This window comes from Geomonas ferrireducens (assembly GCF_004917065.1).
GTDB lineage: Bacteria > Desulfobacterota > Desulfuromonadia > Geobacterales > Geobacteraceae > Geomonas > Geomonas ferrireducens.
Genome location: NZ_SSYA01000002.1, coordinates 1,480,960 through 1,503,536, shown reverse-complemented (window position 1 = coordinate 1,503,536; position 22,577 = coordinate 1,480,960). Strand labels below are relative to the sequence as shown.

Below are 22,577 nucleotides of genomic sequence, written 5' to 3'. Positions count from 1 at the left end.
GGCGGGTGCTTCACCGTTTGATGCTGGCAACTGGAATGGCGTGAGGCATCAGTCCGTGTGGATCGAACGTTTGTTCGAATTGTACACCTTTTTGTCATACAAACAAGGAGCTTCTTTCAGAGAAACGGTCATTTAGTTAAGCGGAAAAGGGGAGTGGGACGAGACTATGAGACTGTGCGTTGACGGCTATGACGGCGTCTTCTCTCCGTCGTCCGCGAAACGCAGTGAGATCTCCCTGAAATGCTCCTGCAGTTCCAGGAAGGCGTCGACGACGTCCGGGTCGAAGTGGGTTCCTTTTGCTTCGCTTATCATGCCGACCACCTTCTTGTGGGGAAGGCCGGGGCGGTAGACGCGCCAACTGATCAGGGCGTCGTAGAAATCGGCGACCGCCATGAGCCGGGCCGAGACCGGGATGGTGTCACCGGCCAGACGCCCGGGATAGCCGTTACCGTCCCACCGCTCATGGTGATAGAGGGTTACCTCTTCGGCCAGGCGCAGAAACTCCGCCTGGGTCCCAAGGGAGTGCTTGGCCGATTCGAGCGCCCCCCAGCCGATCAAGGTGTGCCTCTTCATGACCTCGAACTCCTCCGGTTCCAGGGGGCCGGGTTTGAGCAGGATCCGGTCGGGGATGCCGACCTTGCCGATGTCGTGCAGCGGCGCCGACTTGAAAAGGAGCGCGATGTTCGCGTCGGTGAGCTCACGGGAAAAGCGCGGATGGTTCCGCAACTTCTCCGCCAGTGCCTTCACGTAGCACTGGGTGCGGCGCAGGTGGTTTCCGGTGTCGTTGTCGCGCGTTTCGGCCAGGCTGGCGAGCGCCATGATGGTCACTTCCTGTACCGCACGCAGATCATTGGCGCGCCGTTCCACCTCCCGCTCGAGGAAGAGGTTCTTGTCCTTTAAAAAATCACTGGCGGCCTTCAGGTTCAGGTGGGTCTGCACTCGGGCCAGGACCGTGGGGGGGCTGATCGGCTTGGTGATGTAGTCGACCGCGCCGAGCTCGAGGCCGCGCCGCTCGTCGTCGATGTTCCTGCGGGCGGTGAGGAAGATGACGGGGATGTCCCGGGTCTCGGAGGAGGCCTTCAGTTCGCGGCAGACCTGGTAGCCGTCCATGTCGGGCATCATGATGTCTAGCAGGATCAGGTCGAGCGGCGCGCCGGAACGGGCTATGCGCAGCGCCTTCTCTCCGCTTGGCGCCACCTTGACGTGGTAGAGCCCCTTCAAAAGGTCGCACATGATAGAGATGTTGTCCGGGGTGTCGTCCACGACGAGGACGGTCGGGCGCATGAGCGTCGTTTCCGCCATGGCTTCCTCTTTCATGCGTCACCCTCCTGTTCGCCCTGCGCCTCGGCCAGGGCGGCAAGCGCCGTCTCGAAGTCGTAGGTCCTTATCGCCCCCTCGATGCGGGCGAACTGCTGCGGGAAGGCACTGCGCAACAGCAGCGCGTGCGCGGTGAAGTGTTCCGTTGCGGCGGCGTCGTCGTCAGCGAGAAGCCTCGCGAACTCCCGGCAGACCTCCTCCAAGACCCCTGGCGCCGCCGGCGGGAGGTCCTGAACCGGGGTGGAGGGGAGTTTTTTCCGCAACTCGTGCAGCAGGCCCGCGAGCAGCTGCGAGAACCGTCCAAGCTCCGGCTCGAGGTCCATCCCGCGCGTCTGCAGCGCCTGCTCCAGTTCCACCGCGCTTGTCTGGAGCGCCTCGGCGCCTATGTTCCCCGCCACGCTCTTCATCGTGTGCACGATCCGCGCGGCGGTTTCCCGGTCCCCCCTGCCCAGCGCTTCGCGCAACTGCCGGTCGGTGTGGCGCTGGCTCGTGCGGAACTTCTCGAGCAGCGACAGGTACGCGCGCTCTTCGCCGCCGATGCGTTTCAATCCCAGTTGGAGATCGATGCCGCTGACGGCGTCGGGGAGCAGGGTGGCACCTTGCGCGCGGGAGGCCTTGCTGCTGCGCTCCCCTTCGGAAAGCCCGACCCACTTGAGCACGGTAGCCCGGAAGAGGGCGGGATCGAAGGGTTTGGTGATGTAGTCGTTCATCCCGGCGGCAAGGCAGGCGGCGCGGTCGCTCGGGAGCGCGTTGGCCGTCATCGCCACGATGGGAAGCCGGTCTTTGGCGGGGTTCGTGCGTATCCGGGCGGTTGCTTCCAGCCCGTCCATCACCGGCATCTGCATGTCCATGAGGACCAGATCGTAGCTGTTCTGAGCTACCTTCCTGAGCGCCTCCTGGCCGTTGTTCGCGAGATCCACCGACAGCCCCGTGTCCATGAGGAGTTCCAGCGCCACCTGCCGGTTGATCTCGTTGTCCTCGACGAGCAGCACCCGGCCGGTGATGCGCTGCTCCTTAAGGGGAGCCGCATCCGTCGCGGGGAAGGTCTTCTCGGCGCCCCCCGTTTGCGCCATCACCGTCATCGCCGCGTCAAGGAGCAGGGAAGGGGATGCCGGTTTGGCGAGAATAATCGCGTCGGACCCGGCCGACATGAGGCCCAGGTCACCTTCGCGCCCGAACGGGGTCAGGATGATGAGGTGCGGATGGCTGGACAGGTCGAGCTCCCTGATGAGGCGTGCCGTTTCGGCGCCGCTCATCCCTTGCATCTGCCAGTCGAGGTAGACGATGCTGAAGGGGTCTCCCTCCTCGGCGCCGCGCTTCAAGAGGCTCAAGGCTTCCGTCCCCGACGGGGCGGTGGTCGAGCGCAGGCCGGTCCTTTGCAGCATCGCGTGCAGCACGCCACGGGCGTGCTCGTTGTCGTCGACGACGAGGACCCGGCAACCGTACAGCGCGACGGGTGTCACCCGCGGCTTCTCGTTTCTTAGGCTCACCCCGAGTCGGACGGTGCACCAGAAGGTGCTCCCCACCCCTTTCTCGCTCTCGACGCCTACCTCTCCTCCCATGAGCCGCGCCAGGTGCCTGGAAATGGCGAGCCCCAGACCGGTGCCGCCGTATTTCCGGGTGGTCGACATGTCCCCCTGCTGGAAACTCTGGAAAAGCCTCCCTTGCTGCTGTTTGTCGAGGCCGATGCCGGTGTCGGTGACCGAGAACTGCAAAAGTACCGTGTTCCGCGAGCGCTCCACTACGCCTACCCGCACGCTGATCTCGCCGGCCTCGGTGAACTTGACCGCATTGGAGCCGTAGTTGAGCAGGATCTGCCCCAGGCGCAGCGAGTCGCCGACCAGGTGGCGGGGGACTTCCGGGGCAACGTCGAAGATGAGCTCCAGCCCCTTTGCCTGGACCTTGTCTCCGAGGAAGGTCGCCAGGGTTCCCATCACACGCTCCAGGTCGAATTCCGCCTCCTCGATGGTGAGTTTGCCCGCCTCGATCTTGGAGAAGTCGAGGATGTCGTTGATGATGCCGAGCAGGTGCTCACCGGAAGCCTGGATCTTGGAGAGGTAATCGAGCTGCTGGGGGGTGAGGCTCGTCTTCATCACGAGGTGCGACATGCCGATGATGGCGTTCATCGGCGTCCTGATCTCGTGGCTCATGTTGGCGAGGAAGTCCGACTTCGTCTGGCTCGCCGCCTCGGCTGCCTCTTTTGCGACGACGAGTTCCTGCTGCGTCTTTTTTCGCTCGGTGATGTCGAGGAAGGTGACCACCGCCCCAATGACCCTGCCGTCGCGGTACTGCGGGTAGGACCAGTATTCCGCCGGGAAGGAGCTGCCGTCCCTGCGCCAGAGGACCTCGTCGTCGGCGTGGGTGCCTTCCCCGTTTTGGTACCCCATGAAGATGCGGCACTCGTGCTTGTCGATGGGGGTGCCGTCCGCGTGCCGGTGGTGGATCATGTCGTGCATGTTGCGGCCGATCAGTTCCTCCTCGTCGCGGTAGCCCAGGATCTCGACACAGGCGCGGTTGCAGAAGGTGCAGATCCCGTCCTGATCGGTGCCGTAGATCGCCTCCGCGGTGGAGTCGAGGATGAGGCGGAGCATCTCGCGCCCCTCGATGATCTCCCGGCGTGCCAGGCGGCGCTCAGTGACGTCCTCGACGATGGAGACCACGCCCCCGGAGGGGTCGTTCTCCCTGAGGCACTGCACGGAGATCCGCGCCCAGAAGGTGCTGCCGTCCTTGCGCAGGAAGGGGATCTCCTCGCGGTGGAAGATCCGGTTGCGCGCGAGGCAGTCCCTGATGTCGCTTCCGAAACGGAGAAAGGACTCTTCGTCGGGGAACCAGCCGCGGGTGGTCCGGTTCAGAAGCTCTTCAGGCTGATACCCGAAGATCTCCTCTAGTTTGCGATTGCAGCTCATGATGGTGCGGTTTTGCACCAGGACGATGCCGGTCGTTGCCGCGTCGAAGACCGCCCGCTGTTCCAGGTTCAGTTCCTCAAGTTGTGCCGTTCGCTCCGCGAGGCTGACGGCCTGCATCTCCATCTCGGCCGCCTGCTCCTCGAGTTGCGTGGCCTGCAGCCGCATCGCCTGCAAGAGCTCCTCTTTCGCGTGGGCCTCCCGCTCGGCGCTCTCCTTCGCCCGCCTGAGTTCCTCGGTCGCCTCCCGTTCCCGCGTTATGTCCTCGACGAGGATGACGATCCCCTTGCCCAGATCCTGCTTGTCCAGGGGCTGCGTGGAGAGCCGCGCCCAGAACAACGTGCCGTCCTTGCGCCTGAGCGGGATCTCGTCCCGTTCGGTGTGCCCTCCGGCCAGCCTCTCGTAGATCCTGGTCCCCATGGCGAGGAAGGTTTCCTCGTCCGGGTAGAGCATCCTCGTGGACTGTCCATGCAACTCTTTTCCCTGATAGCCGAAGATCTCCTCCACCTTCGCGTTGTGGCGGCCGATGATCCGGTCGCGCACCAGAAGGATCCCGACGTCGGCGGCTTCGAAGATGGCGCGCTGTTCGCTGTTCGCCCCCTGGAGCTCGGCCGTGCTTATGTCGATCATCACCTCCAGGTGGCGCCGGTAGTTTTCCAACTCCTTCTCGCGCACGAGCTGCTCGGTGATGTCCCGCCACACCGACGAGATGAGGGACTGCCCCTTGAAGGTGATGAGCCTGAGCGTCATGGAGACGTCGCGCAGCACGCCGTCCTTGCGGCGGTGCCGCGTCTGGAAGACGGTGACGTCGCGCTCGGAAAGCTCCTCCTTCAGCGCGTGGAGTTCGTCGACGGTGAAGTTCCCCTCGATATCGGGAACGGTGAGGAGGGCGAACTCCTCGCGGGTGTAGCCAAGCCCCACGTGCGCGGCGTCGTTGAAGTCGACGAAGCCGAGCGTCTCGACGTCGATGAGCAGGATGCTCTCGGTGCTCTGCTCGAACATGGTGGCGATGAGCTTGTCGCGCTCGCGGACCAGTTCCGCGGCGCGGCGCCGGTTGGCGGCCTCGGCTAAGCGGTGCAGGATGTTTTCCAGCAGCCGGCGCTCTTCGACGAGGAAGGGCCCCTCGTCCGCCGCCTGGCGTTCCTCGCGGTAGGCGACGGTGAGCTCGAAGCTGTCGCCGTCGTCGGTGTCGAGCCTCGCGCAAAGCGTCCAGGGGGTCGGTGCAAACCCGGCCGTTTTGAAAGAGGCGGCGCCGTGAGTGAGACGGGCTTCGGCGCAGTCGGGAAAGCGCAGCCCCGACGGCACGAGGGCCGCCACCTGCCGCATCTGCTCCTCGAAGGGGGGGGTGACTTCTTCGGTCAGCGACGAGACGCGGTACAGGCACTGTTCTTCCCTTATGCGCTGTTCCAGGGTCTCGGTCAGTGCTCGCAACTGTGCCTCGCCGTGGCGGTGCTCCTCCAGGGTCCGTTTGCGCTGGTCCACCGCCTCCACGAAGGCAAGCACCGCGTTCGCCATCCTCTGGATGGGGCCCTGGGTCGGGGAATGCGCAAGATCCGCCATCGCGTCCCAGTGCTGCAACTCCTTGCCGCCGGCGAGGTCATCGAGGCCGGTGGAGATGAGGGTCATGTGGCGGGTGAGGCGCCGGGTGGCGAAAAACCAGGAGAGGGCGGCGGCAGCCATGAAGATCATGCTCGCAGCGAGCGCCTTCCCCGAGAAATCCTCCAGCCGCTCGTTGAAGCGTTTGCCGTTTTGCACGGCGTGGTCGGCGAGCAGTCCGACGATCTTTTGCGAGTGTTCGGTGATGGCAAGGTATTCACCGGTGGCGAGCTTCAGGTAACTTTTCGCCTGCCCCGGGTCGACCGCGATGGCGTCGGTGGCCATGATGATGTCGCTGCGGTAGCGGACGAAGTCCGCTTCCAGTTGCGCGAGCTCGGTCACCTGCAGCTTTTGTCCCCGTACGCTTTTCCGGATCAGGTCGAGTTTGCTGTGCATCGCCGAGAGCCGGTCCACCACCTCGACGTGGCTTCGGTACAGCTGCGCCTCGTCCAGTTTATGGAGCTGCGCCTTCTCGAGCAGCGTGTCGAGCTGGTGGTGGATGCCGTACATCTGGGCGTCGAAGTCCGCGGCCCGGACGATGCCGCTCAGGTCTCCGGCGAGCTCGGCCACCCGCAGGTCGTGCCGTTGCTTCACGGTGGCGAGGGTCCAGATGGAAAACAGGGTGATGGCGACCAGGACCAGGGTCACCGGCAGGAAGAACATGGCGAAAAAGGTGGGTCGGTAGACACGCACGGAAACCACTCCCCTCTACTTGATCAGTTTCGCCCAGGCGGCGGGGGGGATGGTGGCGAGGTAGTTGAAACGGCCGTTGTCCATGGGCTGGAAGACTACGATGACCCCTTCGGGGCCCGGGAAGTAACCGATCAGGTCGGCCAGGTTGGGCGCGTGCGCGACCAGGACGCGGTTCCCCTTTGCTACCGGGGACGAGAGCAGGCGCCTCAGCTCATCCAGGTACGGACCCTTTTCTTCGGTGGTGAGGTTCGTCGTGGTCATCAGTTTCTGATTCACCTTGAAATTGCCGAAGGCGGCAAGTGCGGTCTCTTTCGTCCGGCAAAGCGGTCCCGCGTAGACCTCGTCCACGGGAATCCTCCCACGGCGCAGCGTCTCCCCAAGGAAGCGGGCAACCTGGCGCCCCTCCTCGGTCAGGGGGCGCTGCTTCGAGCAGTCGTTTGGGTCGGTAAGGGGGAACTGGTCGGGTTTGCTGCTGTCGGTTGCTCCGTGGCGCATGAAAAGCACGAAGCCGCCGGCACGCAGCTGGCTGATCAGGGCGTGGGTCCCCGGGAGCTCGGTGAATTTTTGATGCTCCTCGGCATAAACCGGAAGGGTGATGGCAAGAGAGAGCAAAGTAATGGCTGTGCAGATGAATCTCAAGGTGGCTCCAAAAGGAATGAGAGCGAGCCTTCTGTGTGACAACCGTGATCTCCTGTTTCTGACAGTGATTGTACCATCGCGCCGACACTTTGAAAGCTTAGGGCCGAACTTTAACACAGTGCCAGGGCGTCGAGCTAGCGACGCTGGTCCTAATGATATGTAGGACGCGTGCCTACATGGGGGCGCGCAGTTTCAGGGCAAGGAGCATGAGCTCGACCAGGTGCATGGGCTTGCGGCTGGTCGCCTGCAGGATCTGGGTGCGGCAGGAAAAGCCGTCCGCCACGATGTAGTCGGTGGGGAGCGCGTCGCGCACCGCGGGGAGGAGGCCGAGCTCGCCGATGCGCATGGAGATCTGGTACTTCTCCTTCTCGAAGCCGAAGGAGCCGGCCATGCCGCAGCACCCTTTCTGGGGCTCGATGAGGAGAAGCCCCATCTTCCCGATCAGCTCCCGGGCCGCCTCGGGGTTCAAAAGCGCCTTCTGGTGACAGTGGGCGTGGTACAGGAGCCTGCCCTGGAGTTTCGGCGGGACGAGCCCCTCCTTCTTCATGAATTCCGCGACGGTAAAGGTGAGGGCGCTCACCCGCTTGCCGTCCTCGTGCTCCGGAAAGAGCTCGGGAAGCTCGTCGCGAAAGACCGCCGCGGTGCTCGGCTCGAGGATGAGGACCGGTATCCCGTCGCGCACGTAGGGATGCAGCTCGTCGACCGCCTGCAGGATCTTTTTCCTCGCGTAATCGAGCATGCCGTAGTCGATGGGGGGGCGTACCGCGGGGGGGCGCTTTTTCGGGACGATCACCCGCAGGCCGTAGTGCCTCAAAAGCTCGACGGCCGCCTTCAGGGTCTCGGGGAAGAAACAGTCGTTGAAGAGGTCGGGGTAGAGAAGGACCGGGCGTCCCTCGGAAGCGGGGTGCGCCGTCTTTTGGTACCAGGAGGTGAAGCTCTCCTCGGCGAAGCGCGGCATGCTCCTCTCGGGTGCTATCCCGGCGACCGCCTTGGTGATCGCGCGCAGCCCCGGGGTCTGCCCCGCGAAATTGGCGAGAGCGGGGAACCTCCCCCCGATGGCGCCCCAGATCCCGATGAGCCCCATGGAGTAGGCGGCAAGGGGGCGCAGCCGGTGCCGGTAGTGGTGGTACAAAAACTCCGCCTTGTAGGTCGCCATGTCGACGTTCACCGGGCAGTCGGTCTTGCACCCCTTGCAGGAGAGGCAGTACTTGAGCGCGTCGAGCACCTCCGCGCTTTGCCACCGGTCGGAGAGGAAGTCGCCCCGGAACATCTCGAAAAGGACGCGGGCGCGCCCGCGGGTGGTGTGCTTTTCCTCGAGGGTTGCGAGAAAGCTCGGGCACATGAAGGCGTCGCGGTCGCGGCGGCACTTGCCGACGCCGACGCAGCGCAAGACGGCGCGCGGCAGGCTGCCGTCGTCGTGCGGGTAGCGAAAGCGGGTCTCGGGCTGCCACGGGTTGTAATCGGTGCCAAGCCTCAGGTTCTGGTCGGGGCGGTACGGCTCGACCACCTTCCCGGGGTTCATCTTCCACTCCGGGTCCCACAACTCCTTGAAGCGGCGAAAGGCCTCGACGAGCTCCGGGCCGTACATCTTCTCCAGGTACATAGCCTTCGACTGCCCGTCGCCGTGCTCGGCGGAGAAGGAGCCGCCGTAACGGGCGACCATGTCGGTCGCCTCGTCCAGAAAGGCCATGAAGTTCGCCACCCCCTGGTGGGTGAAGAGGTCGAAGGAGATGCGGCAGTGGATGCACCCCTGGCCGAAGTGGCCGTAGAGCGAGGCGATGAGCCCGTGCCGGTCGAGGAGGGCCCGGAACTCGCGCAGGTAGGGGCCGAGCTTCTCGGGGGGGATGGCGGCGTCCTCCCATCCCGGCCAGCCAAGCGGAACCCCCGGGACGTTCGCCGTGGCACCAAGGCCCGACTCCCGCACCTCCCAGACCATCTTCTCTTCCTTCGCGTCGGTGAAGAGCTTCATGGAGGGAGGATTCGCCTGGCGGCCGAGCTTATCCATCGCCCGGCGCGCCTTGGCGTCGGCGTCCTTCTTGGTGTCGCCGCCGAACTCGACCAGAAGCCATCCCTTCCCCTCGGGGAGGAGCTGCACGTCCTCCGGGTGCAGCTTCTTTTTCTTCATGAAATGAATGAGGAGCTCGTCAAGACCCTCGAGCCCGACCGGCTCGAACGCCATCAGCTCGGTGACGTGGTCCGCGGCGGAAAAGACGTCCGGGTAGCCGAGCACCAAAAGGGTGCGCGCCGGCGGGGAGTGTACGAGGCGCACCGTCGCCTCGAGGACCGTGATGCAGGTCCCCTCGGTTCCGACCAGGGCGCGCGCCACGTTGCAGCCGTTCTCGGGGAGGAGGTCGTCAAGGTTGAACCCGGAGACCCGGCGCGGGATCTTCGGGTAGCGGCGCCGGATGAGTTCCGCGTAGTCGTCGCGCAGCGCGCGCAGCCCGGCGTAGATCTCGCCGCGCCTCCCGCCTGCCGCGATGATGCGGGTGAGTTCCTCCTCGGGAGTCGCTCCCACCTTCATGCGCACCCCGTCGTAGGTGATCACCTCCATCTCGATGACGTTGTCCGCGGTACGACCGGCCATCACCGAGTGGATGCCGCAGGAGTTGTTGCCGATCATGCCGCCGAAGGTGTTGTGGGTGTGGGTGGCGGGGTCGGGGCCGTAGGTCAGGTGGAACTTCTCGGTCTCTTCCCGCAATTGGTCGAGGACGACACCCGGCTGCACGCGCGCCGTCCTTTTCTCCGGGTCGATCTCCAGGATGCCGCGCAGGTACTTCGAGTGGTCGATGACCACGGCGGCGTTGCAGGTCTGCCCGCATAGGGCGGTGCCGCCGCCGCGCGAGACGACGGGAGCGCCGTGCCGGCGGCAGACCTCCAGGGTCCGCACCACGGCGTCGGTCGTTTTCGGGAGCACCACGCCGATCGGTATCTGGCGGTAGTTGGAGGCGTCGGTCGCGTAGAGGGCGCGGCTTGTATTGTCGAAACGGACCTCGCCGTCGACCGCCTCCCTGAGCGCCGCCTCCAGGGCCTTCGCGTTCATGCTTTGCAGCTCGCTCTCGTTTGCTTCCCTTTTGCTCATGGTTCCTCCCGGCGTTACAGCGGTCGGATCTCGAAGCGCTTCGCCTCGTCCTCCCGAAGGGAAAGGCCGTGCCCCTGGCGCCACAAATCGGGGAAGAGGGCGCCGTCGCGGGGTTCTATGACCCCGTCGAGGAGCATCCGTTCGATCCGTACGTGGTCGTGAAAATACTCAAGGTGGCGCACCGGCGCCGCCGCGCAGCAAAGGTGCAGGTGCAGGGCGGGGGCGCAGTGCGAGGAGAGGGGGATCTGCCATGCCCGGCAGAGGGCGGCGGCCTCCAGGAAGCCGGTGACCCCGCAGCGGGTGGCGTCGGCCTGCATGACGTCGACGCAGCCGTCGCGCAAAAGGTCGAGGAAGTAGCGCGCGTTGAAGCCGTACTCGCCGCAGGAGACCTCCATCCCCTCGGGGGCGAGATCCCTGACGAGGCGGAGCCCTTCCCGGTCCCGGTGCGGCACCGGCTCCTCGAACCAGGTGACCCCTTGTTCGGCGAAGATGCGGGCAAGGCGCAGTGCCTCCTTGCGCGCGTAGCCGCCGTTTGCGTCCACCATGAGCTCCGCCTCCGGGCCGATCGCCCGGCGCGCCGCGGCGACGCGCTCCGGGTCGGCCCCGGCGTCGCGCCCCACCTTCATCTTCACCCTGCCTATGCCGCACTCCACCCACCCGGCGAGCTGGCGCTGCAGTTTCTCGACCGTGTAGGAGGTGAAGCCGCCGCTGCCGTAGACCGGGACGCTTTCGCGCGCGGCCCCGATGAGCGAGACGAGCGGGAGCTCGAGCAGGCGCGCCTTCAGGTCCCAAAGTGCCGCGTCCACCGCGGCGACGGCCATCATGCCGATGCCGGCGTCCCCGAGGTTGCGAAGCGCGCCGTTCAGGGCGAGCCAGCAGCCGGGGATGTCGATGGGGTCACGCCCGCGCACGATTTCCCCTAACCGGTCGCGAACGAGCATCGCCGCCGATTCATGCGCGTAGCTGTAGCCGAACCCTCGCACCCCCTTGCAGTAAAGGTGCACCGCGACCATGACGGTCTCGTCCCACTGGCAGCTGCCGTCGGACTCCGGCTCCTCGGTCGGGATGCGGTACGCCTTCACCTCGACCCTTTCCACCACGTTTCTCATCTCTATTCCCCCTCATTGCGGGACAGCCGCCAGTCGTACGGCGCGTACTCAAGGCGGAAGGATTCCGGGTGCTCCCTGATCTCCTGCGCGATCTTTTCCGCGGCGAAGCCCGCCGCGAACACGGCCACGTCGTGCTCGGTTCTTCCCAGGTCGTCGTACCAGCGGAAAAGACGCGGCAGGACGATCCTTCTCCCGGCGAGATCGAAGTGCGCCTCGCGCTCCAGGTAGCGCCGGACCGCGGCGTCCAGGTCGCTATCCAGGGAGCGCGGTGACAAAACGGTGATGGCGGGGGAGGAGACCGTGCCGGTGAAGACGGCGCAAAGAACGCGCGGGTCGCCGGGACGGATCGCGTGGGCAAGGCGCGGGTCGCCCGGTGGGAGCGGTGAGATGAGCCGCCCGGGTGCCGGACGGTTGCCGCGCAGGATGCCGTGCAGCACCACCTCCGCGCTGTACTCTTCCCTCCCGATGCGGCACCCGACCCTGCGGTAGAAGCGCGCTACCTCCTGTACCGAGCTGCGCACCCCGAGGGAGAGGATGCCGTAAAGAACGAGCAGGGTGTGCAGGTTGCACCAGAAGGAGATCTGCTCCTCCCTTGCCGTCAGGCCTTCCAGGGGAAAAACCGCCAGGCGTGAGAGTAGCGCGGTGAGGCGCTCCTGCATCCCGCTTTCGGTGAGGGGCCGGTAGTCGGGATGGGGGGAGGCCAACGCGGCGGCCGCTTCGGCGGCAAGGGCCGCTATCTCCTCGGCCTCCGGCGCGGGTCCGCCGGAGGGGGCAGGGGCGAGCGCCTGCTCGTTGAGCGGCTTTCTCCGCTCGTCGGCCCGCGCGTTCGCCACCGCGGTCGCCGCGACGAGGTACGCCTCGTGGCTGAAGGCCTGCGGGAAGTTGCCGAGCTGCTCCTGCCACCTCGGGTCGTACTCCTCGGCGAGGAGGTGCCGGTGTCCCCCCACCTGGTCCACCAGGGAGAGGAGCAGGTCGGCCTCCTCGATCTCCCCCTGTTTGGCGAGGTTCGTGACGAGCCAGAGGGTGCAGGCGAGGAAGGTGGCGTCCCGGCCCGGGAGGCCGTCGTCACCATGGTAGCGGTAGAGGAAACCGTCCAGGGCGAGATCGCGGCGCAGGGCGTCGACGGTGGCGAGCATCTTCGGATCGTCGTATGCGATGAAGTCGTTTATCGACATGAGGAGGGCGCTTGCATCGAGGAGTTCGCCGTCGTAGTTGAGCACGAAGGACTGCAGGCGGGGACTCCAGCCGCGGGCAAACACCTCGTCCCTGATCTCCTTTAGCGGCTCTTCCCACCCGGCGCCCGCCTGAAGCCCCAGGTGCCGCGCGATGCGCAGCCCGCGGTCCAGGGTGACCCAGCACATCGCCTTGGAGTGGACGAAGTGGCGCGTCCCGCCGCGCATTTCCCAGATGCTCGAGTCCGGCTCGCGCCAGTGGTCCCGGGCGAAGTCGCACATGAGCGTCAGCCCGTGCCAGAGTTCCGGATCGATACCGCGGTTTCTGCTCGCGACGAGATGGGCGGCGATCAGCACGTGACCGTAGATGCTGAACTGCTTCTGCCGGGCGGCGAGGTTTCCCACCCGCACCGGCCGCGACTCGCGGTAGCCGCGCAGATGCGGCAGCGACGATTCCGCAAGGTCCGAGGAGCCGTCCATGCGGTACATCACCTGCAGTTCGTTGCGCCTTCCCTTCCTGATCACCTGCTCCAGCCAGTCTAGGTACCCCTGCACCTCCTCGACGTGTCCCACCTCGAACATCGCGGTAAGCGCCATGCAGGTGTCGCGCACCCATGAGTAGCGGTAATCCCAGTTGCGCACCCCGCCGATCTCCTCGGGAAGCGAGGTGGTGGCGGCGGCCGCCATGGTCCCCTGCGGCTCGAAGCAGAGGAGCTTCAGCGTCAGCAGCGAGCGGATCACCGGCACGCGGTGCTGACCCAGCTCGTTGTAGAAGCCGGTGCCGCTTTCGTGCAGCCAGTCGCGCCAGAAGGCGAGCGTTTGCACCAGGAGGTGTTCGGCGCGCCCCTCGGGAAGTGGATCGGGCTCGCGCGCGCCGTAGTGCAGGCGGAGCACGGCCCGCTCCCCGGCCCGAAGTTTCCAGATCCCCGCGGCTTCCCCGGCGTGCACGGTCAGGGAGCGCGTAGAGGAGAGGGCGAGGCACGCCCCCCCCGCCGCGGCAACCACGCCGCGCCCGGGGAAGTGGGCAAACTCCGGAACGGTCCTGCCGTAGTCGAAGCGCGGGGCGAAGCGGACCCGGACGTCGACCGTCCCCCGCTCCACCTTGATGAGGCGCAGGAGCACGAAGTCGCGCTCCCCGCCTGCGGCATCCGGTTCGGGGATGGTGAGGAAGTCGGTGAGGGTGTAGCTGCCGTCACGGGTGCGGAATCTCCCGACCAGGACGTTGCTGTCCTCCTCGTAGGAAAGAAGGGAATCCCATTCTCCCTCCGGCGTGACCGAAAAGGTGCCGCCGCGCTCCTCGTCCAAGAGCGCCGCGAAGACGCTCGGGGAGTCCAGGCGCGGCAGGCAGAGCCAGTCGATGGCGCCGTCCTGACCGACAAGTGCCGCCGACTGCAGGTTCCCGATGATGCCGTAGTCACTGATTTTCTTGGCCATCGTCGCCTCGACGCGTAGATGTGTGGGTGTCGCTAGCCCGACACCTGGAGCAGTATAACCGACAAAAGTTTAACGTCACTAATTTAATTGCCCCCCGCGCCGTGCCGCGACATGCTGATACAATTCCCGGATTCACAAGGGGCGACCGCGCCGTCGCCGAAGGGGGAGCCATGAACGGAGCGCTTTGGGCCGGTTTTTGGGGATTCGTAGGGGGGATCGCACTCCTGGTCGGCGCCGGTGTCGGTTACTACGCGTCGGCCTCCAAACGGGTGGTCGCCATCGTCATGGCCGTCGGTGCCGGGGTGCTCATCTCCTCGCTTGCCTTCGAACTGATGCAGGAGGCATTTGAAAGCGGTGGCTTCGACGCGGCGGCCATCGGCCTCGTGCTCGGTGCGGTGCTCTTCTTCGGCGCCGACGTCGCGGTGCAAAGGCACGGCGGTAAGCACCGCAAGCGTTCGCAGGGGCAGCAGGAGGGGGGCTCGGCGACGGCGATCGCCATCGGCGCCCTGATGGACGGCATCCCCGAGTCGGTGGCGATCGGGGTGAGTCTCATCAAGGGGGGGAGCGTTGGCGTGGTGATGGTGGTCGCCGTCTTTCTCAGCAACATCCCGGAAGGGCTGTCGGCGGCGGCCGGCATGAAGAAGGCTGGGCACTCGGCGGCCTACATCTTCGGCCTGTGGAGCGCCGTGGTCGTCGTCTCCGCCCTGAGCTCCCTCTGCGGCTACCTCTTTCTCGCCGATGCCTCGGGTAACCTGATCGGCGGCATCCAGGCCTTCGCGGCAGGCGCCATCCTCACCATGCTGGCGAGCACCATGATGCCCGAGGCCTACGAGGAGGGTGGAGCTGTGGTGGGGCTCGTGACGACGCTCGGCTTTCTCGCCTCCTTTATCCTCAGCAAGCTGCAATAACCGGTCGCGGCGGGGGCGATTTCATTAGTCGTTGACTTTAACGGTGCAGTCGTTGAATATGCGGTGCAATCGCCCTGATGAGTAAGGAAAGGATCGAGGAACATGCCGACAGTACTGGTAATTGAGGACGAACGGGACCTGGCCGAACTGGTGGCCTTCCACCTGGAAAAGGAGGGGTACAGCTGCGTGATCGCGGAGGACGGCAGCCTCGGGCTCGCCGAGGCGAGGCGCCTAAGGCCCGACCTGATCCTTCTGGACCTGATGCTCCCGGGGATGATGGGGACCGAGGTCTGCCGCATCCTGAAGGGGGCGGAGCATACGGCGGGGATCCCGATCATCATGCTGACCGCCAAGGGAGAGGAGATCGACCGGGTGGTCGGCTTCGAGATGGGGGCGGACGACTACGTGGTGAAACCCTTCTCCACCCGCGAGCTGATGCTCCGGGTGCGTGCGGTGCTTAGGCGCAGCACGGAGCAGGGGACAAAGAGCGCAAACATATCGGTGGGGGGGCTTTACATCGACACCGAGGGGCACCGGGTCGAGGTGGCCGGCGAGGAGGTGACCCTCACCTCCACGGAGTTCAAGCTCCTCATGAATCTTGCCGAGCGCATCGGCCGCGTGCAGAGCCGTGAGCTTTTGCTGCAGAACGTCTGGGGGTACAGCTACGTCGGCGACACCCGCACCGTCGATACGCACATGACCCGCCTGCGCACGAAGCTAGGTAGCGCCGGGGAGATGATCAAGACGGTGCGCGGCTTCGGCTACAAGCTGGAGGAGGGATGAGAGGGGGCTTTCGCTGGAAGCTGATGGCGTCCTACCTGGCGCTCGTTCTTTTCCTCGGGGCCGGGCTCTACGTCTACCTCTCCGAGAGCCTCGAGAGCTCGATGACCCAGGCGACCCGCGAGCATCTTCAGGACCAGGCGCGTGCGGCGTCGCTCATGGCTTTGAAGGAAATAAAGGACCTTGACCGCGACGCCCCCCCCTTGACCGCCTCGCTTTCCCGGGCGATCCGCTCCCGCGTCACCGTGATCGCCGCCGACGGCCGTGTCGCCGCCGATTCCGAGGTCCCCCCCGCCGGCTGGGGGAGCATGGAAAACCACGGGCACCGTCCCGAGGTGGTGCAGGCGTTGAAGGACGGCATCGGCAGCTCGGTCCGTTACTCCGCCACCCTGCGCACCGACATGATCTACGTGGCCGCCTCCTTCGGCAAGGAAGGGGTGATCCGCCTCGCCCTGCCGCTTTCCGAGCTGGAGCTCGCCAAGGAGCGCCTGAGAAGAAGCTTGGGCGCAACCTTCGCCTTCGCCGTCCTTGCCTCGCTCCTCTTCTCCTACTTTCTTTCCAACATCAACTCGAGACGGCTGAGCCGGCTTGCCGCCGCGGCCAACCGCATCGGCCGGGGCGAATTCGGCACCCGCGTCGCCGTGCAGAGTAACGACGAGCTGGGCGAGCTCGCCCGCGTCATGAACGAGATGTCAGAGAAGATCGAGCGGCAACTCGAGGAGCTCTCCTCGGAAAAGGGGCGCCTGGACGCCATCCTCGAGGGGATGGGCGAGGGGGTGATGGTGACCGACCGCGACGCGGTGGTGACCCTGGTGAATCCCTCCTTTTGCGCTATGTTCGGCACGGGTCTGCAGGTGCTCGGCCGTCCCCTCTTGGAGATCAGCCGCCACCCGGACCTGCATGCGGCCTGCCGGGAGGTGCTCGCTCAAAGGCGCGAGCAGACCCAGGAGATCAACTTGGCCGGCGGGACCGAGACGCTGGTGCACTGGGTGCCGCTCTTGCAGGACGGGGCGCTCATGGGAGCCGTGGCGGTCTTCCACGACATAAGCGCGCTGAAAAGGGTGGAGCGCATCCGGCGCGACTTCGTGGCGAACGTCTCCCACGAGTTGAGGACGCCGGTCACCGTGATCAAGGGGTACGCCGAGACGCTCCTCTCCGGCGCGCTGGCGCAGGACCCGGAGCGCGGCGAGCGCTTCCTGCAGATCATCCTGAACCACGCCGAGCGCCTCTCGAGCCTCGTGCGCGACCTCCTTGCCCTCTCGGAACTCGAAAGCAGCGAAAGGGCGCTGAACCTGCAGCGGGTGCCGGTCAAAGAGGCGGTCGAGCGGGCGCTGTTACTCGTGGCGCAGCGGGGCGAGGAGAAGGGGGTCACGCTCACCTGCCTGGAGGGGACCGCGTCGCCGGTAGTCCTCGCGGACCGCGCGAGGCTAGAACAGGTGCTCATCAACCTTCTGGACAACGCCATCAAGTACAGCGAACGGGGGGGGACGGTGAGCGTGGACGCGGCAGTCGAGGGGAAGCTCGTCCGCATCCTCGTGCGCGACAGCGGCATCGGCATTCCGGAGCAGGATCTCCCCCGGCTCTTCGAGCGCTTCTACCGGGTCGATGCGGCCAGAAGCCGCGACAACGGCGGCACCGGGCTCGGCCTTTCCATCGTGAAGCACATCGTGCAGGCGCACTGCGGGACGGTGAGCGTGGAGAGCGAGCAGGGGAGGGGATCGGTCTTCAGCTTTACCCTCCCGGCGGTGTGAGAGCTGGGTGAGATCGGGGTGAGCTGAAACGGGTCGGTCAGGGGGTGCCGCAGAAATCGCTGAGGTAGCCGCGGATGCGGTCCAACTGGTCCGCATTCTGGCCCGGTTCCTCGCGGATCAACTCCATGAGGAGCGCGATGCATTCGCTCCCCTCGGCGTCGTGGTCCACGAACTTGAGGCCGAAGAGCCCGTTCTGCCCGTGCACCACCTCGGTCCAGATCTGCAGAGGGGAGCGGGGCGCCGGGATCGGGTCCAGGTGGATGCGCAAGAGACAGCCGGTCCCGACGGCAAGGGACGGGAGGGTGCCGCCAAGGTGGATCAGGGCACCGTTGAAGGAGATGTTTTCCAGGCAGCCTTCATGGCTCTCTCCGCTGTGGAGCAACTCCACCTTTCTGGAAGATGGAGCCCTGTAGAACTGTCGCAACTCTGTCATTGGCAGCAAACCTCAGGCAACAGGATGACGGTGCTACTGTGAATCTTCGGAAAGATCAGAATGCTCTTTAGATAAATCGGCAACGCTGTCTTCGTCTGACTGTCAAACCTTCTTCCGGGGTGAGACCTTGGAGCATGCAACAGGTATTATGCCACGGTTTTTCCTGCTTTTGTAGTTATTAAATTGAAAGGCACTCTTTTTCGATCGGACAAACCATGTAGGAACAATTCCTACAAAGTTCTTGAATCTGGTCCGGCCATCTTGTATAAGTACCTTGGCCTGGACGGAAACGTACAACACCCTGCCCGGCCCCGCTCTTTACCCGCCTCACCCTCCGTGGCATCGTCTGCGGAGATCTCGAACCCGGATGATGTTCACATGCCGCTTAACCTAGAAGCAACTGTAGTCCGGAGCTACCGGTGATGGGAAACGCCGACCCAAGAGGAGGGCGTCGTCCGCGCTCCATCCTTTTCCCTCTCGTCTTTCTGCTTTTCACCTTCCTACTCGTTCGGCTGGACCTCATCCCCTTTCCCATACTTTATTTTTACAGCGCCGTGAGCCTCACGACCTTTCTCATCTACGCCGCCGACAAGCATGCGGCGCGCGGCAACCGGCGCAGGATCAGCGAGCGGACCCTGCACCTCGCTTCGCTTTTCGGGGGGTGGCCCGGCGCCGCGATGGCGCAGCGCCTGCTGCACCACAAGTCGCAGAAGGCGCCCTTTTTGCGCCTGTACCGTCTCACCGTGCTGTTGAACTGTGCCTGCCTGGTACTTACCGGCGTTTTGTGGGCGACGTGGCGCCTGCCGTAGGTAAGACTCCAGAGTTTTCCGTACCGTAATGAAGTTGCCCACGTGGAGGGAGCATGCCGTTTTCACACCTGGATAACACCGAATACGGGATGTTCTCCTTCCCGACCGGGGGGGGACAGCGTTCCATGTACCAGGAGCTGGTCAGCGTGAACCGTACGCTGCAGCAGAAGGTCGAGGAACTCAAGCGGGCACAAACACGTCTCATAGAGTACCGGAAGGCGGTCGAGTGCACCGGCGACATGATCTTCGTCTTCGACCGCGACTACCGCTACCTGATGGCCAACAGGGCCTATCTGGAGGCGCGCGGCAGCGTTTTCCCCGATGTGGTGGGGAAAACCCTCCCCGAGGTGATCGGCAGCGCCACCTTCGAGCGGATCAGGGCGCAGCTCGAGGTCTGCCTGGCCGGAGGGGAGGTGAGTTACGAGGACACCTACCACTATCCGGACAAGGGGTTGCGCAGCATTCTGGTCACCATGTCACCGATCCGCGACGATGCCGGGCGCGTCGACCGGGCGGCCTGCCTGATCAAGGACATCACCGAGAACAAGCTTCTCGAGGAGCAGTTGAGGCAATCCCAGAAGATGGAGGCGATCGGCACGCTGGCAGGCGGCATCGCCCACGACTTCAACAACATCCTCACCGTCATAGCCGGGTACGCTTCGCTCATCCAGTTAAACGGCGCGGGTAGCGAAGCCGCCTCCATGGCCAGGGAGATCATGATTTCGGCGGAGCGCGCCGCCGAGATGACCCGGAGCCTCCTTGCCTTCAGCCGCAAGCAGGAGGTGCATCTGGACGCCATGGACGTGAACCTCGTGGTCGGCGACCTGCACAAGAGCCTCTCCCGGCTGATCACCGAGGAGATCGAGCTGGTGGTGCGTCTTTGCGAGGCGCCGCTTTGCATCTGTGCCGACCGCAGGCAGGTGGAGCAGGTCCTCATCAACCTCGCGGTGAACGCACGCGACGCCATGCCCGGAGGCGGGGTGCTGAGCATCACGACGGCGACGGTGGAACTTCGGGACGAGGATCTGCCGCCCGGGAGCTACGCCGCGATCGTGGTCGCCGACAACGGGACCGGGATGGACAAGGAAGTGCAGGCGCGGGTCTTCGAGCCCTTCTTCACCACCAAGGAGGTGGGGAAGGGGACCGGCCTCGGCCTCTCCTCGAGCTACGGCATCATCAGGAAGCACAACGGACTGATCCGGGTCAACAGCGAGCCGGGCGCCGGCACCAGCTTCAGCATCTACCTCCCCCTTTGCGGTGCGCAAACGGAGCAGGGGACGGCGTCCGCCGCTTTTGCCAGGAGCACGGGGAGCGAGACCATCCTCCTCGTCGAGGACGACCGGACCGTCCGGGGGATGACGCAGATGCTCCTCGAGCAGCACGGCTACCGCGTGCTGGTGGCGAGGGAGGGTGAGGAGGCGCTGCGCGTGTTCGAGAAGGAGTCGGGCACGGTAAGGCTTCTGCTCACCGACGTGATCATGCCGCGACTAAACGGCAGGCTGCTTAGCGAGAAGGTAAGGCAGCTCGCCCCGGGGCTGCCGGTCATCTTCATGAGCGGCTACCCCGCCGACGTCATGTCGCAGAGCGGGCTTGCCGGCAGCGGGACCTATCTCCCAAAGCCGGTCAAACCGGACGAATTGCTCGGGACCATCCGGGAGACCCTGAACGGCTCATCCTTTCCCGCCTCCGCCTGACCCCCCCTTTGTAAAATATCCCCTGCATGCGGCGCGCTTTTTTCTCGGCTCGTCGCCTCTTCAAGACGTCAGGAAATTCGAAAAGCGGTCCCTTCCCGTCAAGCTTCGCACGAGCGGTCATGCAGTCACAACAGCCGAATGTACTGAATCCCGCTGCCTTTACTCTGTCATAGGACGAATCACCCTCAAGTTTTTCTCTCACTGTTGCAACCTCAATAGCAAAAGGTAAACTCATAACATCTCAAGTTGCTTCTGTGACTACCGATAAAACTTTTTGGGTTAACTCCTTATTCACATCCCACCCAAAACAGAGGAAGCACAATGAACTTGAGAAGGAAGGTTTACCTTACGGTAGTCATCGTCTTTGCCATTGCAACAACCGCCCTCGTGGCGGCCGCTTTCGTCAGTTCAGGCAACATCATGTCGCGCATGCTCGAGGACAAGATGGTCGTCCTCGCCAAGGACAACGCGGCCAACCTCAATATCTGGATCCAGGACAAACTCGCCGTGGTGGATGCCGGTGCGAAGGACCTGGCGCTTCATCACGGAAATCCCACATACGCGGCCAACGCGATCAAGACCCACAACGCCGCCGGCGGCTTCTCGAAGACGCACCCGGGCTTCGAGGACGGTAGCGTGATCTATTCGGACGACTGGAAGCCCCCCGCGGACTACGACCCGCGCAAGCGCCCCTGGTACGCCCAGGGGAAAACCGAGCAAAAGACCGGGGTGACCGACCCGTACATCGCGGCCTCCACCGGGAAGGCGATCATCACCTTCGTGAGCCCCATCCTCGATCAGGGTGCCCTGGTCGGCGTTTACGGCTCCGACGTGAACCTCGACTTCGTCACCAAGACGGTGCTGGGTCTCAAGTTCGGCTCCTCCGGGTACGCCTTTTTGAGCGACGGCAAGGGGAAGATCCTCGCCCATCCGGCCGAAGGGCTCGCGATGAAGAAGAAGCTGCAGGAGCTCTCCCCCGACTTCGCCGGGATCGAGGGGCGCTTCTCCGGCGGGGAGACGGGGCAGTTCACCTACCGCTACCAGGGAAAGCAGAAGATGATGTCTTACGCCCGCGTTCCCTCGACCGGGTGGTATCTCTGCGTCACCGCGGACCGTGACGAGGTCGCGGCCCCTGTGCGCCGCCAGTTCTTCGTCCTCGCCATGATCGGCGCTGCCTTCCTGGTGGCCGGCCTTTTCGTGGTGGTCCTGGTGCTGAAAAGACTGCTCGCCCCGCTGGGCCTTTTGTGCGAGCGCGTGGCCGAGCTGGCCGACGGGGAAGGGGACTTGACCCGCACCATCGAGGTGGGAAGCCGCAGCGACGAGATCGGCGAGCTGGCCGGCAGGCTGAACCGGTTCATCGCCAGCATGCGCACCATCATCCTCGAGATCGCCGCTTCGGCGCATCGGCTTTCGGGGGGCGTGGAGCGCCTGAACGCTACCGCCGGTTCCATCTCCGGCGCCGCAGAGGCGGCCGCGGCCCAGACCGTCGGGGTCGCCACGGCGGCCGAGGAGATGGCCGCAACTGCGACAGACATAGCGCGCAACTGCCACCTCGCCGCGCAAAGTTCCAAGGTGGCCACCGTGACCGCCCAGGAGGGATTCACGGTGCTCACCGCGACCCTTGCCGGGATCAGGGAGCGCGGCGAGCAGACCCGGAACAACGCCGGGGCGATCTCGTCCCTCGGGCAGAGAAGCGAACAGATCGGCGCCATCGTCGCCACCATCGAGGATATCGCCGACCAGACGAACCTCCTCGCCTTGAACGCGGCCATCGAGGCGGCCCGGGCGGGAGAGCAGGGACGCGGCTTCGCCGTCGTCGCCGACGAGGTGCGGGCGCTCGCCGAGCGGACCACGCGCGCCACCAAGGAGATCGGCGAGATGATCCGGACCATGCAGGCGGAGACCCGCGAGGCGATCTCGTCGATGGAGCAGGGTGTGCAGCAGACCGAGCGCGGGGTCGATGAGGCCGTGCGTCTCGAGGAGGCGCTGCACCGCATCCTGGGGCAGGTGGACGAAGTCACCGCACAGGTGAACCAGATCGCCACGGCGGCCGAGGAGCAGACCGCGACCACCGGCGAGATTTCCTCCAGCATCCACCTCGTGACCAACGTGGTGCAGCAGACCGCCCACGGGGCACACGAAAGCGAAGGGACCGCCGGGGAGTTGACCGAGGTCGCCCACGGCCTGGAGCGCATCGTGGGTAGGTTCAAACTGTAAGGAAATTCCGGCAAAAATTGACTTTGGTCAAATATTTTCCCGA

General features: G+C 65.0%; 13 protein-coding genes. 6 read left to right on the top strand and 7 right to left on the bottom strand.

All coding sequences use genetic code 11. From position 1 onward, the window contains the following. Positions 1-186: 186 nt before the first annotated feature. The 6 genes from E8L22_RS15395 to E8L22_RS15370 all read right to left on the bottom strand — a co-directional run bounded on the left by E8L22_RS15395 (position 187) and on the right by E8L22_RS15370 (position 13,942). Positions 187-1,317 (bottom strand): response regulator, encoded by a 1,131-nt coding sequence (locus E8L22_RS15395; RefSeq protein ID WP_246044665.1) that lies wholly within the window; start codon positions 1,315-1,317, stop codon positions 187-189. Next, on the bottom strand, positions 1,314-6,509 hold the full coding sequence (locus tag E8L22_RS15390; RefSeq protein ID WP_136525987.1) for a PAS domain S-box protein: 5,196 nt from the start codon (positions 6,507-6,509) through the stop codon (positions 1,314-1,316). The genes E8L22_RS15395 and E8L22_RS15390 overlap by 4 nt, the downstream gene beginning before the upstream one ends. 15 nt (positions 6,510-6,524) lie before the next feature. Continuing rightward, entirely contained in the window at positions 6,525-7,148 is a 624-nt protein-coding gene (locus E8L22_RS15385; protein ID WP_198420170.1) for a histidine phosphatase family protein, read from the bottom strand. 172 nt (positions 7,149-7,320) lie between these two features. After that, positions 7,321-10,227 carry an FAD-binding and (Fe-S)-binding domain-containing protein gene (locus tag E8L22_RS15380; protein ID WP_136525986.1) on the bottom strand — a complete coding sequence of 969 codons (2,907 nt, stop codon included), beginning with the start codon at positions 10,225-10,227 and terminating at the stop codon, positions 7,321-7,323. A 14-nt stretch (positions 10,228-10,241) separates the two neighbouring features. Next, complete coding sequence (locus E8L22_RS15375; RefSeq protein WP_198420169.1) at positions 10,242-11,336, bottom strand: enolase C-terminal domain-like protein; 1,095 nt, start codon at positions 11,334-11,336, stop codon at positions 10,242-10,244. A gap of 2 nt (positions 11,337-11,338) precedes the next feature. Then, positions 11,339-13,942, bottom strand: coding sequence for a glycoside hydrolase family 15 protein (locus E8L22_RS15370; protein WP_136525984.1), 2,604 nt, complete (start codon positions 13,940-13,942; stop codon positions 11,339-11,341). 170 nt (positions 13,943-14,112) lie between these two features. Between E8L22_RS15370 and E8L22_RS15365 the strand changes: the two genes are divergently transcribed. From E8L22_RS15365 to pnpS, 3 genes are all read left to right on the top strand, one after another. Next, positions 14,113-14,850 carry a ZIP family metal transporter gene (locus E8L22_RS15365; RefSeq protein ID WP_136525983.1) on the top strand — a complete coding sequence of 246 codons (738 nt, stop codon included), beginning with the start codon at positions 14,113-14,115 and terminating at the stop codon, positions 14,848-14,850. A gap of 102 nt (positions 14,851-14,952) precedes the next feature. Continuing rightward, positions 14,953-15,633, top strand: coding sequence for a response regulator (locus E8L22_RS15360; protein WP_136525982.1), 681 nt, complete (start codon positions 14,953-14,955; stop codon positions 15,631-15,633). Further along, on the top strand, positions 15,630-17,381 hold the full coding sequence (gene pnpS / locus E8L22_RS15355; RefSeq protein WP_136525981.1) for a two-component system histidine kinase PnpS: 1,752 nt from the start codon (positions 15,630-15,632) through the stop codon (positions 17,379-17,381). Before E8L22_RS15360 ends, pnpS begins: the two co-directional genes overlap by 4 nt. A gap of 37 nt (positions 17,382-17,418) precedes the next feature. Here pnpS and E8L22_RS15350 read toward each other — a convergent pair whose 3' ends face one another. Then, positions 17,419-17,814 (bottom strand): PilZ domain-containing protein, encoded by a 396-nt coding sequence (locus E8L22_RS15350; protein WP_136525980.1) that lies wholly within the window; start codon positions 17,812-17,814, stop codon positions 17,419-17,421. A gap of 422 nt (positions 17,815-18,236) precedes the next feature. Here E8L22_RS15350 and E8L22_RS15345 point away from each other — a divergent pair, with 422 nt between their 5' ends. The 3 genes from E8L22_RS15345 to E8L22_RS15335 all read left to right on the top strand — a co-directional run bounded on the left by E8L22_RS15345 (position 18,237) and on the right by E8L22_RS15335 (position 22,534). Then, on the top strand, positions 18,237-18,623 hold the full coding sequence (locus E8L22_RS15345; protein WP_136525979.1) for a DUF1294 domain-containing protein: 387 nt from the start codon (positions 18,237-18,239) through the stop codon (positions 18,621-18,623). 53 nt (positions 18,624-18,676) lie between these two features. Then, entirely contained in the window at positions 18,677-20,317 is a 1,641-nt protein-coding gene (locus E8L22_RS15340) for a hybrid sensor histidine kinase/response regulator (protein WP_136525978.1), read from the top strand. A gap of 321 nt (positions 20,318-20,638) precedes the next feature. After that, entirely contained in the window at positions 20,639-22,534 is a 1,896-nt protein-coding gene (locus tag E8L22_RS15335) for a methyl-accepting chemotaxis protein (RefSeq protein WP_136525977.1), read from the top strand. Positions 22,535-22,577 lie beyond the last annotated feature (43 nt).

Excerpts from the sequence above, each read along its gene's own strand:
- E8L22_RS15375 (WP_198420169.1), bottom strand. The coding sequence starts at position 11,336 with ATGAGAAACGTGGTGGAAAGGGTCGAGGTGAAGGCGTACCGCATCCCG.
- E8L22_RS15350 (WP_136525980.1), bottom strand. The coding sequence starts at position 17,814 with ATGACAGAGTTGCGACAGTTCTACAGGGCTCCATCTTCCAGAAAGGTG.
- E8L22_RS15370 (WP_136525984.1), bottom strand. The coding sequence starts at position 13,942 with ATGGCCAAGAAAATCAGTGACTACGGCATCATCGGGAACCTGCAGTCG.
- E8L22_RS15345 (WP_136525979.1), top strand. The coding sequence starts at position 18,237 with ATGGGAAACGCCGACCCAAGAGGAGGGCGTCGTCCGCGCTCCATCCTT.
- E8L22_RS15395 (WP_246044665.1), bottom strand. The coding sequence starts at position 1,317 with ATGAAAGAGGAAGCCATGGCGGAAACGACGCTCATGCGCCCGACCGTC.
- E8L22_RS15360 (WP_136525982.1), top strand. The coding sequence starts at position 14,953 with ATGCCGACAGTACTGGTAATTGAGGACGAACGGGACCTGGCCGAACTG.
- pnpS (WP_136525981.1), top strand. The coding sequence starts at position 15,630 with ATGAGAGGGGGCTTTCGCTGGAAGCTGATGGCGTCCTACCTGGCGCTC.
- E8L22_RS15335 (WP_136525977.1), top strand. The coding sequence starts at position 20,639 with ATGAACTTGAGAAGGAAGGTTTACCTTACGGTAGTCATCGTCTTTGCC.
- E8L22_RS15340 (WP_136525978.1), top strand. The coding sequence starts at position 18,677 with ATGCCGTTTTCACACCTGGATAACACCGAATACGGGATGTTCTCCTTC.
- E8L22_RS15365 (WP_136525983.1), top strand. The coding sequence starts at position 14,113 with ATGAACGGAGCGCTTTGGGCCGGTTTTTGGGGATTCGTAGGGGGGATC.
- E8L22_RS15380 (WP_136525986.1), bottom strand. The coding sequence starts at position 10,227 with ATGAGCAAAAGGGAAGCAAACGAGAGCGAGCTGCAAAGCATGAACGCG.